The following is a 20,519-nucleotide window of genomic DNA, read 5'->3' as shown; positions in this document are numbered from 1 at the left end:
CGGAGAACCTCCTCTGCAGGCAGTAGGGTGGGAAGTATTGTGAAATACGTCGTTGTTTTAGGCACCGCGCAATACGATGGCCGCCCCTCCCGCATCCTAGCCGGGCGTCTGCGCCATGCCGGGGAGCTGGCCACCTCCCGCGGCCTGCCCGTTATAACCGTCGGCGGCCAGCTGCCCGGGGATCGATTTACCGAGGCCGGGGTCGCGCGCGATTACCTGCGCGAGAACTTCCCTGGGCTGCAGGTATCCGCCGTGGAGGAAGGCCTCGATACGCGTGAGTCCTTAGCTGCGGTTATCGATGCCCACGGCCTTGCCGATGCCATCATCGTCACCGATCCCTTGCACAGGTTGCGCACGTGGGTCATCGCCAAGCAAGAAGGGCTCAATGCCTCGGTCTCGGGCACGCCCTATTTTCCCGCCCGGCGCTTTTCCAAGCCCTGGTGGCGCTACCTCGCGCACGAATCCGGCGGGCTGTTTTATATTGGGCTCGCCAGCATCGTTTCTCCCCGGTGCGCGCGTGCCTGGAAAAGGCGCCTGTACCGCATTGAACTGATGCTGCGGCCGAATCAGAAGCTGCGGCACGAAACGATGCAAAATAAAGAAAGGACTCCTTAAATATAAAAGTGATTTTCATATGCTATTTTATAGGCTGATGATAGTTTTTAAATAGGGGATCTTGTTTATTGATGTGGTTATCGGGTCATCATGAAAAGCTATCCTCGCACATTTTGAAATGCTTCGGAGATTCACGTGGAGAACATGCTGCAACTAGAAGACCTAGTGGTACAGTTAAGCAGGAAAAGTAGACCGTTATTTTCCATCAATTCCGTGCATGAGCCAGGTACCCTCACCTGGATTCGTGGAGCCTCTGGGTCTGGTAAAACTACACTGCTCCGTGTGGTTTGTGGCCTCCAAAAACCCACATCGGGAACAGTTAACATCTTCGGAAACAATTTGTGGAGCTCTTCTGAAAAGGACAGAGATAGGCTTCGAGCGAAGTCAATGGGAATTGTCTTTCAAGATTCCGGCATAGTCCCCTGTCTGACGATCGACGAAAACCTATCCTTCGCTCGAGAGCTAAGTGGGACTTCTACAACGCAGGAAGACAATCGTTCGCTGTTGGCTCAATTTAGCATGAGTGAATATGCTGACTCACTTCCACACGAGCTTTCGGGCGGGCAACGTCAACGTGCAGCCATAGCCACGGCGATTTCCAAAGGGCCTCGACTAATTCTCGCAGATGAGCCAACAAGCGCGTTAGATGAGAAAAATGCGTACTCAGTATTGCGCTATTTGCATAACTATGTAAAAGAAAACCGGACAATCGCATTGGTCGTGTCCCATGACGACCGATTAGAGAAATTTACTGATCAGGTCTTGGAAATCGGGGGTTAACTAATGAACTTTCGCGCGGTCGAATCTAGGATACGCAAAGACACTTTCGCGGAAAGTATTCCATTGCTCACAACGGCGCTTGTACTTATGTTCTTCGTGAGCCTGTTGATCTCGACTATAGCTGCGGAAGAGGTAGCTGAATCTATGTCAATGGGGCTGATGTATTCAGCTATTATCTCCACTGTTCCCTTTGCCCTAGCTCTCAAATACTGCATAAGGCATGTGGTGGAAGGGAGGCGCCACCACTATGAAGCTCTTCGTCTATTTGGACTGTCGCTAAAGCGAATTCGGCGAGAATTATTTCTCGAATTACTTACGGCGTATGCGTGCTTTGCTATTATCAGCGCTTTTCTTGTTCCCGTGTTGATGAAACCAATCTTTCTCTTTTTGTATTCGGGCTTTGGCGTTGAGCTTCCCAAAGGACTTCCTTCACCGTTGCTAATTGCGCCAATTTCGTGGTGCATACTCACAGTCCTGAGCTTTGTTCCCTTTCAACAGGAAACGAAGGTTTTGGAGAATTTGAGTCGGGGCCCGACGAGTAGGGATTCAATACCACGAAGCCCACGAGCTGCACAGCTTCTTCGCTATCCGCTGGGTATAGTGGCTTTTGCCGTGCTACTTGGAGGACTTGGATTAATTCCTCAGGCGACACCTGCAAGTAGGTGGCCATTGATCTTTGTATATTGCGTTCCGTTTTTGGTGAGTGCGGCTTCTGTATTTATTTACGCTGTTGTCCTCTATCTTATCGAATTTTTTGCCCTTAAGCTCAGGAGATGGAGTCCTCTGCTTTTGGGAGTCCGGTACACACGGTCCTTTATTGCTACTACCGTATTGCGGGTTTCTTGTATCTTTGTCATGTTTCCAATCATTCTTTTTATTGCGAATGATTCTGCACTTTTCTCCGCTAGAGAAGCATTAGCAGACAACGCTAAGGATGTGTACGTCGCGACGCCGGAGGAAGGCGACACTTCTAGCTCGGTTAACGCTGAGAATGCTTGCCGGACCCACTCGGAAGACTGCTTAGGTGTTCTTAGCTGGGTGCCTGCTGTCGAGGGCCCAAACGGACTTCAGCCTTCCACCCCAGAAGAAGGCGCGGTCTTTGCTTTAGTGGAAGATCGGGAAGGAACGGTCGGCTCGTTGGTGAGAAACCCAACGGTAACCGAGCGGGAACCTAGATCGCCGTTTGATCAGACTTGGATGCGGCCATGGGATCAAACCTTTAATTCTCGGGAGGATCCTGCGTGGGAAAGGGCCGAAGAAGAAGGTGCAGCCTACTCTGTAGCTGTATTCTCGAAGGAAGTAGAGCTGCGGGATTTCGGGGCATTGCACGTTATAGGCGCTAATCAATGGGCCGAGAACTTACCTTCGACATTGTTTTACGGTCCGAATGGTACAGGTACTAGCGAGTTTATCCCTCTGTTCGCTTATGTAATTGTTGGGGGAGCGGTTCTCATTTTCGGACTCGCCTTGGCACAGCAAGGTCGGCTCATCCGCTTCGTTACCATCGCTTGGCAGCAAGGAGTTTCAGCCGCAGAAGCACACCGCAATAGGATACTTGCTAACTGTCTGCCGTCTGCCTTTGCAGTAGTTTTATCGCTAGGATCAGCCGGACTTTTGAGTCTGTACATGAACTACAATATTGCGCAAAAGCTTGTGCTACATTTCCCCGCTGTTCCTATTGGGCTCATCTTTTTCTTAGTTGTGGTCGTCGGCTTGGCTTCGATCGGCGGTAATTTCGTGAAAGGTCCGCAAGGTACAAAGAGCTAAGCAGCCACGTTGTTGCCCCAAAAGGCCAGTTCACAGAATAAACTTAGAGCGTGTCTTATTCTTATGCTGCAGCTGATTTTGCCCGGCTGGCCGAAGAACCGCCCAAGGGATCCACGATTAGCGATATCGAAGAACACCGCGGGGTATTCTCCCGCGACCGTGCCCGCGTCTTGCACTCGGCTGCGCTGCGGCGATTGGCGGATAAAACCCAGGTCGTAGGCCCACGCGATGGCGATACCCCGCGCACGCGGCTTACCCACTCGCTCGAGGTTGGCCAGATTGCCCGTGGCATCGGCGCCGGCCTCGGCCTCGATCCGGATCTCTGTGACATGGCCGGGCTCACCCACGATATTGGCCACCCGCCCTATGGTCACAACGGCGAAAATGCGCTCAATGAGGTTGCACAGGGCGGTTTTGAAGGAAATGCGCAAACGCTGCGCATCCTCACCCGACTTGAGCCCAAAGTCCTCGTCGAGTACGCCGATGGCACCGCCCACAGCTTTGGCCTCAATCTCACCCGCGCTGCGCTCGATGGCGCGTGCAAATATCCTTGGACCAAGACCAATCCGGATGGCACCATCAACCGCAAATACGGCGCCTATGATGAGGATGCGGACCTTTTAGCGTGGTTGCGCGAGGGCCACACCGATAACCGAAAGTGCATCGAGGCCCAGGTCATGGACTGGTCCGATGACATTGCTTATTCCGTGCACGACGTGGAAGACGGCATCATCTCCCAGCGCATTTCCTTGAACGTGTTGTGGGATTTGGTGGAGCTAGCCCACCTTGCAGAAAAGGGCGCCGAGGCCTTTGGCGGAACCGCCGATGAACTCTTGGAAGCCGCCGATAGCCTGCGCAACCTCGATGTCATCAACGCCCTTGGTAATTTCGACTACACCCTGCGCGATTATGCCAAGCTGAAAAAGATGACCTCTGAGCTGGTGGGACGCTATGTGGGCGCCACCATCGGTGCCACCTCGGAGGCGAATGCCGAACTCATCAGCGACAGTACGCTCGGCCGCATGCACGGTGAACTCCGCGTTCCGCCCTTGGCACAAGCAGAGGTCAAGCTCTTAAAGACGATTGCTGTGCTTTACGTGATGGATGAGCCAGCGCACCTAGCCCGCCAAGACCGCCAGCGCGAGCGCATCTACCGCGTCTACGACTACCTCGTTGCCGGTGCGCCCGGTTCGCTCGATGCCACCTTCCGCCTGTGGTGGGAGCAGGCCGATACCGACGCCGCTCGCGACCGCGCCATCATTGATCAGATTGCCTCCATGACCGAATCCCGCCTCGAGCGGCTGGCCCGCCGGAGCGCTGACCTTTCGGGGTTCTTGGACTAATAGCTTTGCAGGCTTGGTTGCCCTTTTGAGGGGCTTGGCCGCGGTCTTTCTCTAAAAGTGCAACCTCCGCTGCTATTTTTGAGGCGGAAAAGTGATACTTGAGGGCGCGCAATGCTCAGTTATTGCAGTGGACCTATAGCATCGCGGAATGTCAGTATCTGCGGACTAGCTATTAGCGCGCGAGCCTAACGCCTTCATCGTGGACAACGGCGGCGATGGCCGCGAAGTCATCCAATTCCATTTCCATGTTGGCAGCCACGATGGTGGATACTTCATTCTCGCGCAGGAATTTAGCTAGATCTTCTAGGCTGCGCGGGCCACAATCCACACATCCATGGGTGCGTCCTAAGGCATTGAAGAAATCCGTACGGGTACGGATGGGTTCCGTAATTAAAATGCGGTGCACTATTAATCCTCTGCGTCCGGGATAGAACAGAATGTTTGGTAATGGTCATCGGTGTAGTACCACACATCGGGGTCGGTTTCGGTGCCACCGCCGGTGACGATGCGCCTCGATCCGCGATGATTACTGCCAGGGGTTTCTACCGTGTACTCGCGGTAATAGTCCTGCGCCTGCTGGGGGAGGACGCCTTCATAATTGCCAAAATGGGAATTGTCTTTGTCGGGGTAGTCATAAGGGCCGCCGGCCAGAATATCGTCTGCAGTTTCTTCGGCCTCGCTGGGAAGGGAAGAAATTGCGCAGGTCTCATCCGTCGACGTTGCATCCTCATCACCGCCAAGGTCGAAGCCGAAATAACTAGCGCCTGCGACGATGGCGAGTCCACCAAGGGCCACTGGAAGCGATTTCTTAGACGCTTTGGACTTGGACATGCTCCCTATTGTTGCAGGAAATATCTCGAAAACATAAACGTCCACTGCGTCAAGAGCAATATCCAAAATTGCCCCGTCCCGGGGGTGGGAATACCTGGCGAAAGGCTGCCCCACATGTGGGTAAAACACGGTGATTCTGTGTACTTGTTGATCGGGACAACCTAATGCGACCATCCTGGCTTTGGCGGTTGAGCATTCGATAAATGGGCGGGGTAGTCTGTAGCCATGGCAAAGGGCAGAATTCCGGACAGTGATATCCAAGCTATCCGTGAACGCGCGCCTTTAGAAGAAATCGTGGGCGAATATGTGCAGCTCAAACCCGCTGGGCACGATTCTTTGAAGGGCTTGAGCCCCTTCAAGGATGAAAAGACGCCGTCCTTCCACGTCCGTCCGCAGCGCGGTTATTATCATTGCTTTTCCACAGGTAAGGGTGGCGATGTATTCAGCTTCCTAATGGAAATGGAACAGGTCTCTTTTCCGGAGGCCGTGGAAGCCGTAGCGCAGAAGATCGGCTACCACATTAATTACCAGGGCGGCTCGACCGGTGCGCGCAATGAGAAGCCGGGTACTCGGCAGCGGCTCATCGCTGCGAATAAAGCGGTGCACGAGTTCTACCGGAAGCAGCTGGAAACCCCAGAGGCGGCGACGGCGCGCAATTTTTTGCTGGACCGCGGGTTTAGCCGCGAGGTTATTTATGATTTCGAGTGCGGATACGCCCCGGAAGGTTGGGACACAGCCACAAAGCACCTATTGCGCATGGGCTTTTCCTTTGAAGAACTAGAGGCGGCCGGCATTTCCAAGATGGGCAAGCGCGGACCCATTGACCGTTTTCACCGCCGGTTGCTGTGGCCCATTAAGGATCTTTCCGGCAACGTCATTGGCTTTGGTGCGCGCAAGCTCTTTGATGATGACAAGCTGGGCAAATACATGAATACGCCCGAGACCATGCTTTATCACAAGTCCAAGGTGCTCTTTGGGCTGGATTTGGCCAAGCGCAATATTGCAGAAGGACACCAGGCCGTGGTGGTGGAAGGCTATACGGATGTGATGGCCATGTACGCGGCAGGCATTAAAACTGCCGTGGCCTCGTGCGGTACGGCCTTTGGTGGGGAGCACTTGCAGGTGCTGCGTCGGCTCATGCTGGATGATTCTTATTTCCACGGCGAGCTCATCTACACCTTCGATGGTGATGAAGCGGGACAGAAGGCCGCGATGCGTGCCTTTGACGGGGAGCAGAAATTTACCGGACAATCCTTCGTCTCTGTGGCGCCAGACGGCATGGACCCGTGCGATCTGCGCCTTGAAAAGGGCGATGCCGCGGTGCGCGATCTGGTGGCAGACCGCATCCCCATGTTTGAATTCGTCATTCAGTCAGTTATTACTGATTTCCGGATTGATACTGCCGAAGGCCGCTTGCAGGCTTTGCGGCGGGCGGTGCCCATCGTCGCGCAAATCCGGGACCAGCCCCTGCAGCGCGAGTACGCCCGCCGGCTTGCCGGCTGGGTGGGCTGGAACGATCCGGAAGAGGTGCTCCGCCAAGTGCGCGCGGAGGCGAAGAAACCGAAGAAGGCGGATAAGCCGACGATACGCCGCTTTGATAATGCACAGCCGCAGCCGGCGCAGCAGGATGTGCCCATGATCCATCCGCCCAGCCCGAAGGAGACCCATCTGTGGCCGCAGCGGGAGGCGCTAAAGTTGGCCTTGCAGATGCCGGAGGTCGTTGGCTCGTACTTTGATGGCATTACTGCCGATGCCTATACCAACGACGCCTACCGCATTGTCCGGCAGGCGATTTCCGCCGTGGGCGGGGCAGACAAGGGCGCCACTATGTCCGGGGTGGATTGGATTGCCGCCGTTGCCGGGGAAATGCAGGATCTTACGGGAAGGAATTTCGTCTCCGAGCTGGCAGTCGAGGCTATCCTGCCCACGGACGTGGGCGCGGAAAAATATGCGGATTCCGTGCTCTCGCGGCTGCAGGAAACCGTCGTGGGCGATCAGATTGCACAGCTGAAAGCCCAGTTGGGCCGGATGCGGCCTACCGATGATGAGGCCGGCTATAACTCCCTGTTCGCGGACCTCATTGCCTTGGAGCAGGCCCGCCGCGAGCTAAATGACCGCGCCTTTCGCGGAACGCCAGGTATATAAAATCCCCGGGCAGGCACTCGAGCGCTAGTTCAGGTGCTGCACGGGGAAGGGCTAACGGGGAAAGGTTTTAATCCTCATCGGGCTCATAAATCCGGTCTGCCTGTGGAGCCTGGTTCCCGCGAGCCTTGCCTTTGCCACGGCGCTTTTCGGAAAGGTCGTGGATTTCGCGCATGCGTGGCTCGGGATCCAGGCGGTTGGCTACCATCTTGCGCGCGGAGCGCACCGCGGATTTGGTGGCGGGGGAGTTGACGGTCTTTTGGTAGGCGCTTTTCATTTGGTGGTAGCGCTTGCGGCCCGCTTTGGTGCCAAATACGTACCCTGCGGCGGCGCCGAAGACGAATTGGATCATTATTGACTAATTCCCCTTTATCCTATGCGAGCAAAAGTTCCTCTCTAGCTTACCGCGTATGTACGGTTTCGCGCCGAAACTGCCCGCTGGAAGTGCCTTCCTGTTTTCATCGGCGCCCATTCGCGCTAGGTTGAGTTAATGATTCTTCATCAGCAGCGAGATTCGGCCATGGCCGCCGCGGTGGCATTTGCCGCACTCGCCACGGCGGGCTTATCCGCGCCTGGTGCCGAACCGTCCGAGGAAACACGGTTCTGGGTGGAGTAGGCAGGGAGGCATCGATTAGCTTGAGCGGTCATATAACTATTTGTTTAAAAAAGCGCTGAGAAAGGTTAGCGCGCAGTTCATATTTCCTTAACGTTAGCTGGTTAGTGTGCAGAGGAAATCACTTCTAGCTGAAAGTTGCGTTATATGACCCGTATTTTCAATCGTGGTGTTTCGCGTCGAGTACTTGCTCTCGGAGCGGCCGCCAGCTTCACTGTTGCTTCCTTTGCACCCGCTGCGCAGGCGGGTGAGCTTTCGTCCAAGGTGCCGCAGGTACAGGGATCTAGCAGTGGATCCAGTATCGGCCCCTCTCCAGTGCAGCACCCAGGCGCGCCGGTTCCTCAGCCCTTTGGTGTGGACTACCTGGCAGGCTTTGAATCCGATATTTCGTCCTACCAATTTGGCAACTATTGGCAGGTTGTCCGCGGGTTTGACCAAATTAAGCACCAGCCTGAGGTCCTTGAAGAAAACATGGATAAGGTAGTGGCCATTAACAATGCGGCTGCTGATGACCCTGAGCTGATCGCCCGTGCGCAATCCGATGCCAAGGCAAGCTCCGGTGGGATGCTCGAGGCCATTTCTGACTCCATGGGCGAGAGCCTAGGCGGCGCATTCCGCGAGGCCTTGGCAGAGCATCGACTGCCAAAGACTCAGTACCTGCTGGGCAATGGCTACGCCGCCCGTGCTGGTGGGCTGGCTAGCTCCACCTTCGCAGAAAAGTACTATTTCCGTTATGACCGCCCATTCGTGCAGGCACCTGATGCTATTAACCGCTACGAAGACGAGTCGAAGGATCTCTATTCCACCTCGCCAGCTTTCCCTTCTGGGCACACTAACCAGGCAACGTGGATCACCACTTTGATGGCTTCTATGCTTCCGGAGGTAGGCCCACAGTTGATGCTGCGCGGCGCCGAAGCAGGGAACCACCGCGTCGTACTGGGTGTGCACTACCCATTGGACGTCATTGGCGGACGCATGACCGGTCAAGCTGCGGCGGCGGATCGCTTGAACGATGACCGCATGCGCGATGCATTGCAGCAGGCTGCGCAGGAAATTCGTGAAGAGATTCAGTGGCGTACGGGCAAATCTGTAGAAGAACTCGTCGCACAGGATAAGGCCGATGGCAAAGAATACCGGTCCACCGCAGATGCTGTAGACGAATACACGGATTTCTTGGATTACGATTTCACTCCAAGCAATCCGACGGACGCGCCGATGGTTGTGCCGCAGGGCGCCCCGGTACTGCTCGCCGCTTCCCACCCGGACCTGACTCCGGAACAGCGCGCCGAGGTGCTACGCCAGACCGCACGCCCTGCCGGCAATCCATTGGATTGGCAAGGCAAGGACGGCTCCTGGCAGCGGCTTAACGTTGCCCGTGCCATGGCGGCGCAAGTAAACGTTAATGCAGATGGCAGCGTGAGCGTCCAAGGCTAGCTTGGTCGCCCGCCCCCTCGATACCGCCTAGGCCCTCATTGCGAGGACTAGGCGGTTTCGATTATGGCGGCAAGGCCCTGGCCGCCGCCGATGCACATCGTAACCAGCGCGCGCTTGCCGCCGGTGCGGCGCAGGTGGTGCGCGGCGGTAACCACGATGCGGGCACCGGTCGCTCCCACTGGGTGGCCCAGCGAGATGCCGGAGCCATTGGGGTTAAAGCGAGAATCTTCGGGGGAAATGCCCCACTGATCTAGTACCGCGAGGGCTTGGGCGGCAAAGGCCTCATTGAGCTCGATGAGGTCGAGGTCATCGAAGGTGAGATCGAGGCGGTCCATGACCTTGCGGGTTGCCTCAACTGGTGCGATGCCCATGCGCTCTGGTTCTACGCCGGCAAGCGCCCAGCCCTTCAAGACCACCATCGGTTCGAGACCGAGCTCGTCAGCCTTTTCACGGGTGGTCACGAGCACGGCGGCGGCGCCGTCGTTCTGGCCGGAGGCGTTACCTGCGGTCACTGTGGCCTCGTCATCCTGCTTGCCCATCACTGGGCGGAGTTTGGACAGTTTTTCCACGCTGGAATCAGCGCGCACGTGTTCATCCTTGTCCACGATGATGGGATCCCCCTTGCGCTGGGGGACGGAGACAGGGACGATTTCGGCATCGAAAAGCGCCTGCTCTTGCGCGCGGGCAGCGTTGTGGTGGGAACGCACCGCAAGCTCATCTTGGTCTTCGCGCGACAGGGAACGCTCGCGGCGGAGGTTCTCGGCGGTTTCGATCATGCCGCTGGGGATGGGGTGGTTTTTACCACCGGCGGTTTCGCGGGCCTCCTGGAGGCGATCGCGAAAGACCATGTTTCCGCCCTTCGCACCCCAGCGAATGTCGCCGTCCACGGTGTACTCGGTGCGCGACATGGATTCGGCGCCGCCTGCGATGACCACCTCGGCCGCGCCGGTGGCGACGTGGGCGGCGGCGGTGACGATGGCTTGCAGTCCGGAGCCGCAGCGGCGATCGAGCTGCATGCCGGTCACGGAGACGGGCAGGCCGGCATCGAGTGCGGCGACGCGGCCCAAGGCAGGCGCAGCGCCGTTGGGGGAGGCTTGACCGAGGATGATGTCATCGATGATGTTCGGGTCGATGCCGGATTCTTCCACGATGGTGGATACCACCAGGCTGGCCAGATCCTGGACGGGGACGGATTTCAGCGCGCCGCCGTAGCGACCGACTGGGGTGCGCTTGGGGTAGCACAGGACGACGTCTTGAGTATGCATGGATTCTCCTTAGGAAATTTCGGTGGTAGTGAGATCGTGGGAAATTGCCGCGCACGTAGTGAGGAGCTCTGGGAGGATCTGCGCGGTGAGATCTTGGGTGGAATACACGGAGGTCTGGGTGGAAATATTGATGGCCGCTACAGCGCGCCCGGTGCGATCTCGGATCGGAACGGCGATGGAGCGCAGGCCGATTTCTAGCTCTTGATCCACGATGATCCAGCCGCGCCGCCGCACCTCGCCGAGGCGGGCTCGCAGCGCGTCCTGGGATACCAAGGTGTGCGGGGTGACCTGCTCGAGCGGAGCGGTGGTGGCGAAATACTCATCCAGCTCCGCCGGCGTTAAATCAGCGAGTAGCACCTGGCCCATGGATGTGGCGTGCGCCGGGAAGCGCGTGCCGATGGTGATATTGGTGGACATGATGCGGTGCGCTGCGGCGCGGGCGATATAGACCACGGTGTCGCGGTCGAGCACGCTCACGGAGCAGGACTCATCGAGTTTGGTGGATAACTCCCTCAAATGGGGCTGGGAAATATCCGGCAATCCCAAGCTTGATAGGTACGAATAGCCCAGTTCCAAAACGCGCGGGGTGAGCCAAAAATCTGAGCCATCGGTGCGGGCGTAACCTTCTGCGACAAGCGTGTGTAGAAAGCGGCGTGCGGTAGCGCGCGCTAAGCCTGTGACCTCGGCAACCTGGGCCAGTGTCTGCCGCGGGCGTTCGCCATTAAACGAGTGAATGACGTTGAGTCCGCGGGCAAGGGATTGCACTACGGGGGTGTCTGCCACGGTGTGTCCTCCAAGCTATTTTCAGGGTTAAGTGGCCCAGGTCTCTTTAGTGTACCCGATAACGTTCGCATTCTGAACCCTTGTGCTGTCTGTGAACCACACGTAGTCTAAGACCATGTTGAATAAAGTCATAGCCTCAGTAGAGGAGGCCGTCGCGGATATCCCGGACGGTTCCTCCATCGCGGTGGGCGGATTCGGCCTTGTGGGTATCCCGGCGCAACTCATTGCTGCGCTGCGCTCCCAGGGCGCGAGCGAGCTCACCATCATTTCCAATAACCTTGGTACGGACGATTTTGGTCTGGGCCTGCTGCTCAAGGATCACCGCATCGCCCGCTCCATCGGTTCCTACCTGGGAACCAATAAGGAATACGCGCGCCAGTATCTTGAGGGCGAGCTTACCGTCGAATTTACCCCGCAGGGCACCCTGGCGGAGCGCATGCGCGCCGGTGGTGCGGGCATTCCGGCCTTCTACACCAAGGCTGGCGTGGGCACGCCGCTTGCCGATGGCGATATCCCCACCCGCTACAATCCCGACGGCACCATCGCGGAGACCTCCGCACCGAAGGAAACCCGCGAGTTCAACGGCGAGCTCTACGTCATGGAAGAAGCCCTTACCCCGGACTTCGCCTTCGTCCATGCCGCCCGCGCGGACCGCTTTGGCAACCTTGCCTTTAATAAGACCGCCCAGAACTTCAACCCCGATGCGGCCAAATCCGCCGATATCACCATCGTGCAAGCAGAACAGTTGGTAGAAGCCGTTCCTCCCGCAGAGGTCGATGTGCCCGGAATCTACGTGGACCGCGTAGTGGAAGTGGGCAAACAAGAAACCGGAATCGAATTCAGGACGGTGAGCAAGTAATGACCTGGTCACGCGAAGAAATGGCGGCACGCGCCGCACAAGAACTGGACAATGGTGACTACGTCAACCTGGGCATCGGCATGCCGACGCTCATCCCGGGCTACCTGCCAGAGGGCCGCGAGGTGGTCCTGCACTCTGAGAACGGAATCTTGGGCGTTGGTGCCTATCCCGAAGAGGACAAGGTGGATCCGGAGCTCATCAACGCCGGTAAAGAAACCATTACCGAAGCCCCAGGTGCATCCTTCTTCTCCTCGTCCGAGTCCTTTGCCATGATTCGCTCCCGCGCCATCGACGTCGCGGTGCTCGGCGCCATGGAGGTATCCCAGTTCGGCGACCTGGCCAATTGGATGATTCCCGGCAAGATGGTCAAGGGCATGGGCGGTGCGATGGACTTGGTGCACGGTGCCAAGCGCATCGTAGTGATGATGCAGCACGTATCCAAGCACGGCGATTCCAAGATTCTGGCGGAGTGCCAGCTGCCGCTGACCGGCGCTCGCTGTGTGGATCTGATTATCACCGACCGCGCTGTATTCACCGTGGACGAGCTGGAGGGCCTGACGCTTATCGAGGTCGCCGAGGGGGAAACCGAGGAGTCCATCCGCGAGGTTACGGACGCACCCTTTAAGGTAGCGCTCGATTAATTAGTTGTGGACGTGAAAATCGCCGCTTCCCGGGAGAGACTGGGAAGCGGCGATTTAGTGTTTCGCTGGTGGATTAGACATCGCGCAGGTCCACGCCCTTGGTTTCAGGCAGAATGTACATGCTGACAAGCGTGAGGATGCACAGTGCGACGACGTAGAAGCCAGAAGCCCAGGTAAGGCCGTGGGCCACGAACCACTGGTAGATATACGGTGCGGTACCGCCGAAGACGGCGACAGACAGCGAGTAGGCCAGGCCGATGCTGCGGGTGCGCTGGGCGGTGGGGAAGACCTCGGACATGATGGAGGACAACAGCGCGCCGCCGGCGGCAACGATGACCACGCCGATGGTCGAGGCCACCAGCAGGGTCCAGGGGCGGTCATCGATGAAGTTCATCAGTGGTATCTGCAGGATGGCTAGGCCGATGGCGCAGATATAAATGACGGGTTTGCGGCCGATCTTATCGGACAGGCTGCCCCACAGCGGGAGGGCGATGAGACCCGCAGTCTGTGCGGCCACGGTGACCCAATAAGCACCCTGAGTGGACATCCCCTCGTGGCTAATGGCGTAGGTGGAAACATAGGAGGTCCACGTGTAGTGCGAGGCCGTAACGCCGGAGACCATACCCACGATGAGCAAGATATTCTGCCACGCCGGGCGGACAACAGAGGCCGGTTTTTCCGAGTTCACGGACTTCTTGGTGCGCTTCGGAGCCTCAACGGTGGGCTCGGCGCTATCGATTTCCTGGAAGTGATCCGATTCCTTCATGTGGCGGCGCAGATACAACGCAACCAACGCTGCCGCGGCACCCAGGAGGAACGGAATGCGCCAGCCCCAAGCGCCAATCTGCTCGTCCGTCAGGACCAGTGAAATGCCGCCACCCAAGACGTAGGCGATGACCGAGCCGCCGAAGATGGAGACGTAAACCATGGAACCCCAGCGGCCGCGGTGGGCGTTCGGGGCGATTTCGGGGATGTAGCTATTGGCGGCTGCGGATTCACCGCCGTGTGCAAAGCCCTGCAACACGCGGATAAGGAGCAGGCCGACAGAAGCCCAGATGCCAATGGTTTCGTAGGTGGGCAGCAAGCCGATGAGGACAGAGGCGCTGGCCATCATGATGATGGTGGTCATCAAGACGGTCTTGCGGCCGCGCTGATCAGCGATGCGGCCAAAGATGATGCCACCCAGTGGGCGGACCAAGAAGCCGACGGCAAAGACGCCGAAGGTGGCAAGCAGCGCGGAGGCGGTATCGCCCTTGTCGAACATCGCTGCGGCGATGAATGGGGCGAAGACCGCGTAGGAGCTCCACTCGTACCATTCAAGGATCTGGCCGGTCAGGCTGGCTGCGAGGGATTTGCGGTCCGTTTTGGTCGCGCCCGATGACGAAGTGGGTGTGGGGCTCGGCGGGGCGGTAGAAGTCAATGTTCCTCCTAGGGATGGGTCCGAATTATTGAGGAAGATATTACGCACATCACACTTCGATTAGTTCGCGATGTAGACCACGAAAATCTCGGCACCGGCTAGGTAGATTTGGTTACTGACTAGAAACTGCATGTCTTCCACCACTTTTTAGGGGAGGAGACTGCAAAAACTTCATGTTCGCTAAGTGAACGGTAGTGCGCACTGTGACCCCGGATGGGGGTATTTGGGTAAAATCTTTGCCGTAACGAGCTTGGAATTCGCAGGAAAAGGTCATTTCTGACCGGAATTCCAGCACTGAAAATTTGGGTGTGGTGTAGCGTGTGAGCCACGACACGGAAGGTTTTCGAAGAGTCTTGAACCACCAAAGTGAACCATCACTGTGAACCAACCGAGTCTTTCCGGAGCCACACCCTAAGGAGGGATTTATGACTGCTCTTAGTCCCGAGGAACTAAGTACAGAAGGCCTCGCCGAAATCATGGCCGCGGGCGGACGCCCAGCCGATAGCGAGCGCAAGATCAACATCATCGATACCACCCTGCGTGATGCGCACCAGAGCATCTGGGCCACCCGCATGACCACGAGCCACATTCTTTCGCTGTTGGATGACATCACCAACGCTGGTTTCGAGCACGTGGACTTGGTAGCGCCCATCCAGTTCGACGTCTCCGTGCGCTACCTCAAGGAAGACCCGTGGGAGCGCGTCCGCCTCGTGCACGAGAACGCCGCGCCGGGCACTAAGTTCCGCGCCCTGATTCGCTCCAAGAACCTGGCTTCCTTCGACTTCTTGCCGGATGATGCCATCTTGAACTGGACCGAGCGCCTCTACGCCAATGGCTTCCGTGTGATCGGCTCCTTCGATGGGTTGAATGACATCGACAACATCGACCAGGGCCTCAAGCTGGCCAAGGAACTCGGAGCCGAAACCTTCGGCGCATTGTCCTACTGCTTGAGCCCGGTGCACACCGATGACCTGTACAAGCGGAAGGCCACGGAGCTGCTCGAGCGCACCGATGTGGACCGCATCATGCTGAAGGACGCCGGCGGCCTGCTTACTCCGGACCGTTTGAAGACCCTCATCCCGGCGATCCGCAGCTCCATCGGTGACGTACCGCTCGAGGTACACACCCACTCGCTGACCGGACTGTCCCCGCTGACCTACCTCTACGCAGCGGAATTGGGCGTGGATTCTATCCACACCTCCATCGCTCCGCTGGCCAATGGCCCGGGACAGCCAGCCACCCAGGCCGTGGTGCGCGACCTTCGCGCGCTGGGGTACACGGTGGACGTTGACGATGAGCGCATCGATTCCGCCAGCGAGCGCATTCAGGAAATCGCCGATACGGAAGATAAGCCAGTAGGTGTTCCGCGCGCATTCGATGGCCTGCACTACATGCACCAGCTACCCGGCGGCATGCTTACCAACTTCGAATCCCAGCTGGAAACCGCTGGGTTGGGGGACCGCTTCGAAGAGTTGCTGTACGAGGTTGCACGCGTGCGCGAAGAGCTCGCATACCCCATCATGATTACGCCGTTTGCCCAGTTCGTGGGTACCCAGGCCGTCATGAACGTGATGACGGGTGACCGTTACTCCGTGGTCCCGAACGAGATTAAGAAGTACGCCTTGGGCTACTACGGCGAGCCGCTCGCCCCGCTGGACCCAGACGTGCTGGAGAAGATCATGGCCAACGGATCCTCCGAAATCACGGAGGAAATCCCAGAACTTAAGCCGGTCCTGCCGGATCTGAAGAAGGCTCACCCGGACGAGGACATCGACACTCTGTTGCTGCGCGTGATGTTCGCCGGCAGCCAGGTCGATGAAATGAAGCGCTTTGTGGCCGAAGGCCGCGGCGGCGAGGGTGAAGGCGTCAAGGGTGGCGTCCTTACCTCCCTGGTACAGCAAATCTACGACTCTTCCGATACCACCGACTTCCACCTCAAGACTTCCGACTTGGAAATCAACCTCACCAAAGGAGAAAAGTAACCATGACTGATTCCACTAACTTGCACGACCTGAAGTCCCTGCTGAAGTGGGCCAACCTTTCTGATGACATCCAAGAGCTGCAGATTAAGTACGGCGACGTCGAGCTCGCGATGTCCCGCACCCCAGGTGGCCTGAACCGCCCGGCACCGGCTCCGGAAGCCGCTCCGGCCGCAGCTCCAGCAGCAGCACCAGCACAGGAGGCCGCACCGGCTTCCGCTCCGGCCGCTGAACCTGAGTCCAAGCCTGCTCCGGCGCAGGAGGAAGCACCGAAGGAAGAGCCAAAGGCCTCCGGTTCCGGTGAGCCGTCCGCAGAGGGCGAGACCGTGAAGGCCCCTATGGTCGGTACCTTCTACGCCGCTCCGAAGCCGGGTGCAGATCCCTTCGTCAAGGTTGGCGACGAGGTTGAGGTTGGCCAGGTGCTGTGCATCGTCGAGGTCATGAAGCTGATGAACAACATCGAGTCCAAGGTTGCCGGCACCGTGAAGGAAATCCTTGTAGATAACGAGGATGCCGTGGAGCACGGCCAGCCCATCATGGTCATCCAGCCGAAGTAATCGACCTGGAGGAAAATATGTCAGATCTATTAGGTAGCGTGCTCATTGCTAACCGCGGTGAGATTGCGCTTCGCATCATTCGCGCCTGCAAGGAATTGGGCATTAAGTCCATCCTTACTTATTCCGAAGGCGATAAGGACTCCTTGCCGGTAAAGCTTGCCGATCAAGCAGTCTGCATCGGCCCGGCGAATGTTTCCAAGAGCTACAACAGCCCCGAGCTGGTTATTTCTGCCGCCATGGCGTACAAGGCGGATGCCATTCACCCAGGCTACGGCTTCTTGTCCGAGAAGCCGGACTTTGTCCGCATGGTGGAAGAAGAAGAGATCGGCTTTGTTGGCCCTTCGGCTGAGCACATCGGCTTGATGGGTGACAAGATCGCGGCTAAGCGCATCGCTAAGTCCGCCGGTGTTCCCACCGTTCCGGGCTCCGACGGTGTGGTCACCGAGTTCGATGAGGCCCTGGAGGTTGCCCATAACACCGGTTTCCCGCTGCTGATTAAGGCGGCCGCCGGCGGTGGTGGACGCGGTATGCGCGTGGTGGAATCCGAGGACACGCTGGAAAAGGACCTCAACGAGATCATGAACGAGGCAGAGTCCGCGTTCAATGACCCGTCGGTCTACATCGAGCGCTTCTTGACGGATATCCGCCACATCGAGATCCAGGTGCTGGCCGATGGAGAAAACGCCGTCGCCCTGGGCGAGCGCGACTGCACCTCGCAGCGCCGCAACCAGAAGCTCATTGAGGAAGGCCCTTCGCCAGTGCTGACTGATGAGCTGCGCCAGGAGATGCAGGAAGCCGCGATTAACCTGTGTAAAGAGGTGAAGTACAAGAACGCCGGAACCATCGAGTTCGTCTTCGATAACACCGAAGATAAGTTCTACTTCATCGAGATGAACACCCGCATCCAGGTGGAGCACCCCGTAACGGAGATGATCACCGGTGTGGACCTCATCAAGGAGCAGTTGCGCATTGCCTCCGGGCAGAAGCTGTCCATTACCCAGGATGATGTGGAAATCCGTGGCCACGCCATCGAGTGCCGCATCAACGCCGAAGATCCGAACCAGAACTTCGCGCCGCGGCCGGGCAAAATCGAACACTACCGCGTGCCAGGTGGCTTCGGTGTGCGCATGGATACCCACATCGAAACGGGCTACACCATCCCGCCGTTCTATGACTCTATGGTGGGCAAGCTCATCGTATGGGCAGAAGACCGCGATGAGGCCATCACCCGTATGCTGCGCGCCATCGACGAGCTGCAGGTAGAAGGCGTTGTCACCACCGCGCCATTCCAAGCCATGCTGCTTGATAGCGAGAAGTTCCGCAGCGGCGAGTTCAACACTGGTTACGTTGCCAAGCTGCTGGAAGGTACCGACTCCATCCCTACGGATGACTAAACTCGGCTCCTTCTAGCGAGAGAGTGCAGGTTCCGCTTTGTGCCGGCCTGCACTCTTTTGCATTTTAAGTCTCTAAAATTACATCTCTATGTCACGCCTAGTCCCAGGCTTTGCTTAGACCCAAACGTGTGGGGAAGGAAAACAATGTTGGTTATCGCCGCCATGCTGGTCGGCGCCATCGTGCCGGCGCAAACGGCCATTAATACTCGTCTGCGCGAGTCCGTGGGCTCGCCCATTGCTGCCGGGTTCTTCTCCTTCATTATCGGCTTTGCCGTCTCCGCCATACTCGCGCTGATAGTTACCGGTGACGCGATACCGGACCTGGCGCTGGCGGCCGCCCAACCGTGGTGGGTGTGGCTCGGCGGTTTTATGGGCGTGGCCTTCATCGTGGGAAATATTCTGCTCTTCCCGCGCATCGGCAGCGTAGAAACCGTCATCCTGCCCATCCTGGGACAGGTGACGATGGGCCTTATTTATGATCTGACCGGCCTTTTCGAATCCCCCTTGGTTCCCGTCGGCCCGCTGCGCATCCTCGGCGCGCTTATCGTTGTGGGCGGCATCGCCTTGGTATTAGAAATCGGCCGGGGCGCTGCCACCACGCGCGCGCAAGCCACCGGGCTTTCGCTGTGGCTGTGGCGGGTCTTCGGCGTGCTCATCGGCATGGGCTCTGCCACCCAAACCGCCGTCAACGGCTATCTGGGAGGTGCGTTGCATAGCCCCATGCCCGCCAGTGTCATTTCCCTGGGTGTCGGCGTGATTCTATTGGCCCTGCTCACCCTGGGGTGGAAGGCTCCCCGCCGCGCCCTTTTGAGCGGCATCGCACCCGGGCCCTGGTGGATGTGGCTCGGCGGTGTGCTCGGCGCGCTCTTTGTGGTTGGCGGCGCGACGCTGTCGCCCATGATCGGCACCGGCACGACGGTTATCGGTTCGCTTGTGGGCTCTATCATTTGCGGTCAGGTCATTGAATCGCTGGGCTGGGGCAATGCCGAGCGCGGTTTGCCGCCGGTGCATCGCATCATCGGCTTGGTTTTGGTCATTATCGGCGTGATTATGGTGCGCGCCCTATAGGGCTGTGCCGCGCTTGCCGATGCCCCCTTTTTTGCCCACCCTTCGCTCCCACGCCCGGCTGGGACCGGAGCGAAGGGTTATTGCCGCCAGCGCTCTAAGGTGAGCTTGGGGCTTAGTGCGCGGGAGACGCACGGTGCGAAGGCACCATCGGCATACATTTGCGCGTCATAGACGGAATCGCGGTGATCTGGTTCGCCGTCGACCACGCGCATGATGCAGGTGCTGCACGTGCCTTCCAAGCAGCGCGATTTTACGGGCAGATCGAGATCCTCGAGGACCTCTAGGACGGTCTTATTCGCTGGGATTTCTACCGTCTCGCCGCAAAATTCTACTTCGAACGGGCCGTCGCCGGCCCCAGCGTTTTTCTCACCGGACAGTGCTTTTAGATCGGGGTGGAAGTTCTCCCAGTGGAAGGCATGCTCGGGCAGATACTCGAGCGCGATTTCTTTGGCGGAATCCATGAAGCCTTGCGGGCCGCAGACATAAAAGGCCGTCTCCTTCGGCGCTTGGCCCAGCAGATGCCGGTAGATGTCTGCTTGCTTGTCGCGCGGGCGGCCAAAGACCTCAATGAGCTTATCACCGCAGGTTTCGCGCAATTGCTCGAGCAGCACCGCGTGGTGTTCATCGCGCGCGAAAAAGAGCACGATATACGGCTTGTTCTCGCGCTCGAGGGATTGAGCCATAGAAAGCATGGGGGTAATGCCCACGCCGGCGCCAACAAGAACGTAGTAGCCGGCGTCTGCCACGAGCTCGAAGTTATTAAATGCCTGCGAGATTTCAAAGCTATCCCCGCGGCGCAGTTTGAGCATTGCAATCGAGCCGCCCGTGGAGTTTGCCTCCCGCTTTACCGCGACGCCATACGTTGGCCGTGCCTGTTGGCCAGCGGCAGGCGAAGAGGAACCGGTCAGCTCAAAAACCGAGTATTGCCGGGTAAGCATCTCGCCGTTAGCTCGGGTTAAACGACAAAACGTGTTGTTTTTCGGCGTGTCGAGTTAAACGACATTTTGTGTTGGTGGGGGTAGGGGTTT

At 58.0% G+C, this 20,519-nt stretch carries 20 protein-coding genes; 13 read left to right on the top strand and 7 right to left on the bottom strand.

All coding sequences use genetic code 11. The annotated features are described in order from the left end of the window. Positions 1-39: 39 nt before the first annotated feature. The 4 genes from ABRP87_RS04515 (at position 40) to ABRP87_RS04500 (ending at position 4,505) form a co-directional block, all read left to right on the top strand. A complete protein-coding gene (locus ABRP87_RS04515) occupies positions 40-615 on the top strand; it encodes a YdcF family protein (RefSeq protein ID WP_349867885.1) in 576 nt (191 codons plus the stop codon). Positions 616-759: 144 nt separating this feature from the next. Beyond that, positions 760-1,395, top strand: coding sequence for an ABC transporter ATP-binding protein (locus ABRP87_RS04510; RefSeq protein ID WP_023023396.1), 636 nt, complete (start codon positions 760-762; stop codon positions 1,393-1,395). A 3-nt stretch (positions 1,396-1,398) separates the two neighbouring features. Further along, the gene (locus ABRP87_RS04505) at positions 1,399-3,162 is read left to right on the top strand and encodes an ABC transporter permease (RefSeq protein WP_349867884.1); all 1,764 of its coding nucleotides are present in this window, start codon (positions 1,399-1,401) and stop codon (positions 3,160-3,162) included. A 50-nt stretch (positions 3,163-3,212) separates the two neighbouring features. Further along, on the top strand, positions 3,213-4,505 hold the full coding sequence (locus ABRP87_RS04500; protein WP_349867883.1) for a deoxyguanosinetriphosphate triphosphohydrolase: 1,293 nt from the start codon (positions 3,213-3,215) through the stop codon (positions 4,503-4,505). A 172-nt stretch (positions 4,506-4,677) separates the two neighbouring features. Here ABRP87_RS04500 and ABRP87_RS04495 read toward each other — a convergent pair whose 3' ends face one another. Continuing rightward, positions 4,678-4,911: a hypothetical protein gene (locus ABRP87_RS04495; protein WP_023023390.1), complete on the bottom strand. Its 234-nt coding sequence runs from the start codon at positions 4,909-4,911 to the stop codon at positions 4,678-4,680. Between the two features lie 2 nt (positions 4,912-4,913). Next, positions 4,914-5,336, bottom strand: coding sequence for a guanyl-specific ribonuclease (locus tag ABRP87_RS04490; RefSeq protein ID WP_034659067.1), 423 nt, complete (start codon positions 5,334-5,336; stop codon positions 4,914-4,916). Positions 5,337-5,561: 225 nt separating this feature from the next. Here ABRP87_RS04490 and dnaG point away from each other — a divergent pair, with 225 nt between their 5' ends. Continuing rightward, positions 5,562-7,481 (top strand): DNA primase, encoded by a 1,920-nt coding sequence (gene dnaG / locus ABRP87_RS04485; RefSeq protein ID WP_349867882.1) that lies wholly within the window; start codon positions 5,562-5,564, stop codon positions 7,479-7,481. Between the two features lie 67 nt (positions 7,482-7,548). Here the strand turns inward: dnaG and ABRP87_RS04480 are convergent, their stop codons facing one another. Next, positions 7,549-7,830 (bottom strand): hypothetical protein, encoded by a 282-nt coding sequence (locus tag ABRP87_RS04480; RefSeq protein WP_023023385.1) that lies wholly within the window; start codon positions 7,828-7,830, stop codon positions 7,549-7,551. Between the two features lie 138 nt (positions 7,831-7,968). Here ABRP87_RS04480 and ABRP87_RS04475 point away from each other — a divergent pair, with 138 nt between their 5' ends. Together ABRP87_RS04475 and ABRP87_RS04470 are read left to right on the top strand one after the other, a co-directional pair. Beyond that, complete coding sequence (locus ABRP87_RS04475; protein ID WP_255342553.1) at positions 7,969-8,094, top strand: hypothetical protein; 126 nt, start codon at positions 7,969-7,971, stop codon at positions 8,092-8,094. Between the two features lie 144 nt (positions 8,095-8,238). Next, complete coding sequence (locus ABRP87_RS04470) at positions 8,239-9,525, top strand: acid phosphatase (RefSeq protein ID WP_502879280.1); 1,287 nt, start codon at positions 8,239-8,241, stop codon at positions 9,523-9,525. A gap of 47 nt (positions 9,526-9,572) precedes the next feature. On the opposite strand, the gene ABRP87_RS04465 is transcribed toward ABRP87_RS04470, so the two are convergent. Both ABRP87_RS04465 and ABRP87_RS04460 read right to left on the bottom strand, forming a co-directional pair. Then, positions 9,573-10,790, bottom strand: a complete 1,218-nt coding sequence (locus ABRP87_RS04465; protein WP_349867880.1) for an acetyl-CoA C-acetyltransferase — start codon at positions 10,788-10,790, stop codon at positions 9,573-9,575. 9 nt (positions 10,791-10,799) lie between these two features. Continuing rightward, a complete protein-coding gene (locus tag ABRP87_RS04460; RefSeq protein ID WP_349867879.1) occupies positions 10,800-11,573 on the bottom strand; it encodes an IclR family transcriptional regulator domain-containing protein in 774 nt (257 codons plus the stop codon). 115 nt (positions 11,574-11,688) lie between these two features. Here ABRP87_RS04460 and ABRP87_RS04455 point away from each other — a divergent pair, with 115 nt between their 5' ends. Together ABRP87_RS04455 and ABRP87_RS04450 are read left to right on the top strand one after the other, a co-directional pair. After that, positions 11,689-12,432 carry a CoA transferase subunit A gene (locus tag ABRP87_RS04455; RefSeq protein ID WP_005278125.1) on the top strand — a complete coding sequence of 248 codons (744 nt, stop codon included), beginning with the start codon at positions 11,689-11,691 and terminating at the stop codon, positions 12,430-12,432. Further along, a complete protein-coding gene (locus tag ABRP87_RS04450; protein ID WP_005278126.1) occupies positions 12,432-13,073 on the top strand; it encodes a 3-oxoacid CoA-transferase subunit B in 642 nt (213 codons plus the stop codon). Before ABRP87_RS04455 ends, ABRP87_RS04450 begins: the two co-directional genes overlap by 1 nt. Before the next feature lie 73 nt (positions 13,074-13,146). Here ABRP87_RS04450 and ABRP87_RS04445 read toward each other — a convergent pair whose 3' ends face one another. Next, entirely contained in the window at positions 13,147-14,493 is a 1,347-nt protein-coding gene (locus tag ABRP87_RS04445; protein ID WP_349867878.1) for an MFS transporter, read from the bottom strand. Between the two features lie 425 nt (positions 14,494-14,918). On the opposite strand from ABRP87_RS04445, the gene ABRP87_RS04440 reads away from it, so the two are divergent. The 4 genes from ABRP87_RS04440 (at position 14,919) to ABRP87_RS04425 (ending at position 19,491) form a co-directional block, all read left to right on the top strand. Then, positions 14,919-16,475, top strand: coding sequence for a hydroxymethylglutaryl-CoA lyase-like TIM-barrel protein (locus ABRP87_RS04440; protein ID WP_005278129.1), 1,557 nt, complete (start codon positions 14,919-14,921; stop codon positions 16,473-16,475). A gap of 2 nt (positions 16,476-16,477) precedes the next feature. Continuing rightward, positions 16,478-17,029, top strand: coding sequence for an acetyl-CoA carboxylase biotin carboxyl carrier protein (gene accB, locus ABRP87_RS04435; protein WP_349857563.1), 552 nt, complete (start codon positions 16,478-16,480; stop codon positions 17,027-17,029). A gap of 17 nt (positions 17,030-17,046) precedes the next feature. Next, a complete protein-coding gene (gene accC / locus ABRP87_RS04430; RefSeq protein ID WP_005284133.1) occupies positions 17,047-18,423 on the top strand; it encodes an acetyl-CoA carboxylase biotin carboxylase subunit in 1,377 nt (458 codons plus the stop codon). A 144-nt stretch (positions 18,424-18,567) separates the two neighbouring features. Beyond that, positions 18,568-19,491, top strand: a complete 924-nt coding sequence (locus ABRP87_RS04425; RefSeq protein WP_284869527.1) for a DMT family transporter — start codon at positions 18,568-18,570, stop codon at positions 19,489-19,491. 77 nt (positions 19,492-19,568) lie between these two features. Here the strand turns inward: ABRP87_RS04425 and ABRP87_RS04420 are convergent, their stop codons facing one another. Further along, complete coding sequence (locus ABRP87_RS04420; protein ID WP_349867877.1) at positions 19,569-20,429, bottom strand: PDR/VanB family oxidoreductase; 861 nt, start codon at positions 20,427-20,429, stop codon at positions 19,569-19,571. Positions 20,430-20,519 lie beyond the last annotated feature (90 nt).

It is taken from the genome of Corynebacterium sp. KPL2830, assembly GCF_040225635.1.
Taxonomy (GTDB): Bacteria; Actinomycetota; Actinomycetes; order Mycobacteriales; family Mycobacteriaceae; genus Corynebacterium.
Note: the sequence above shows the minus strand (reverse complement) of the source record. Positions and strands in the feature narration are given on the sequence as shown.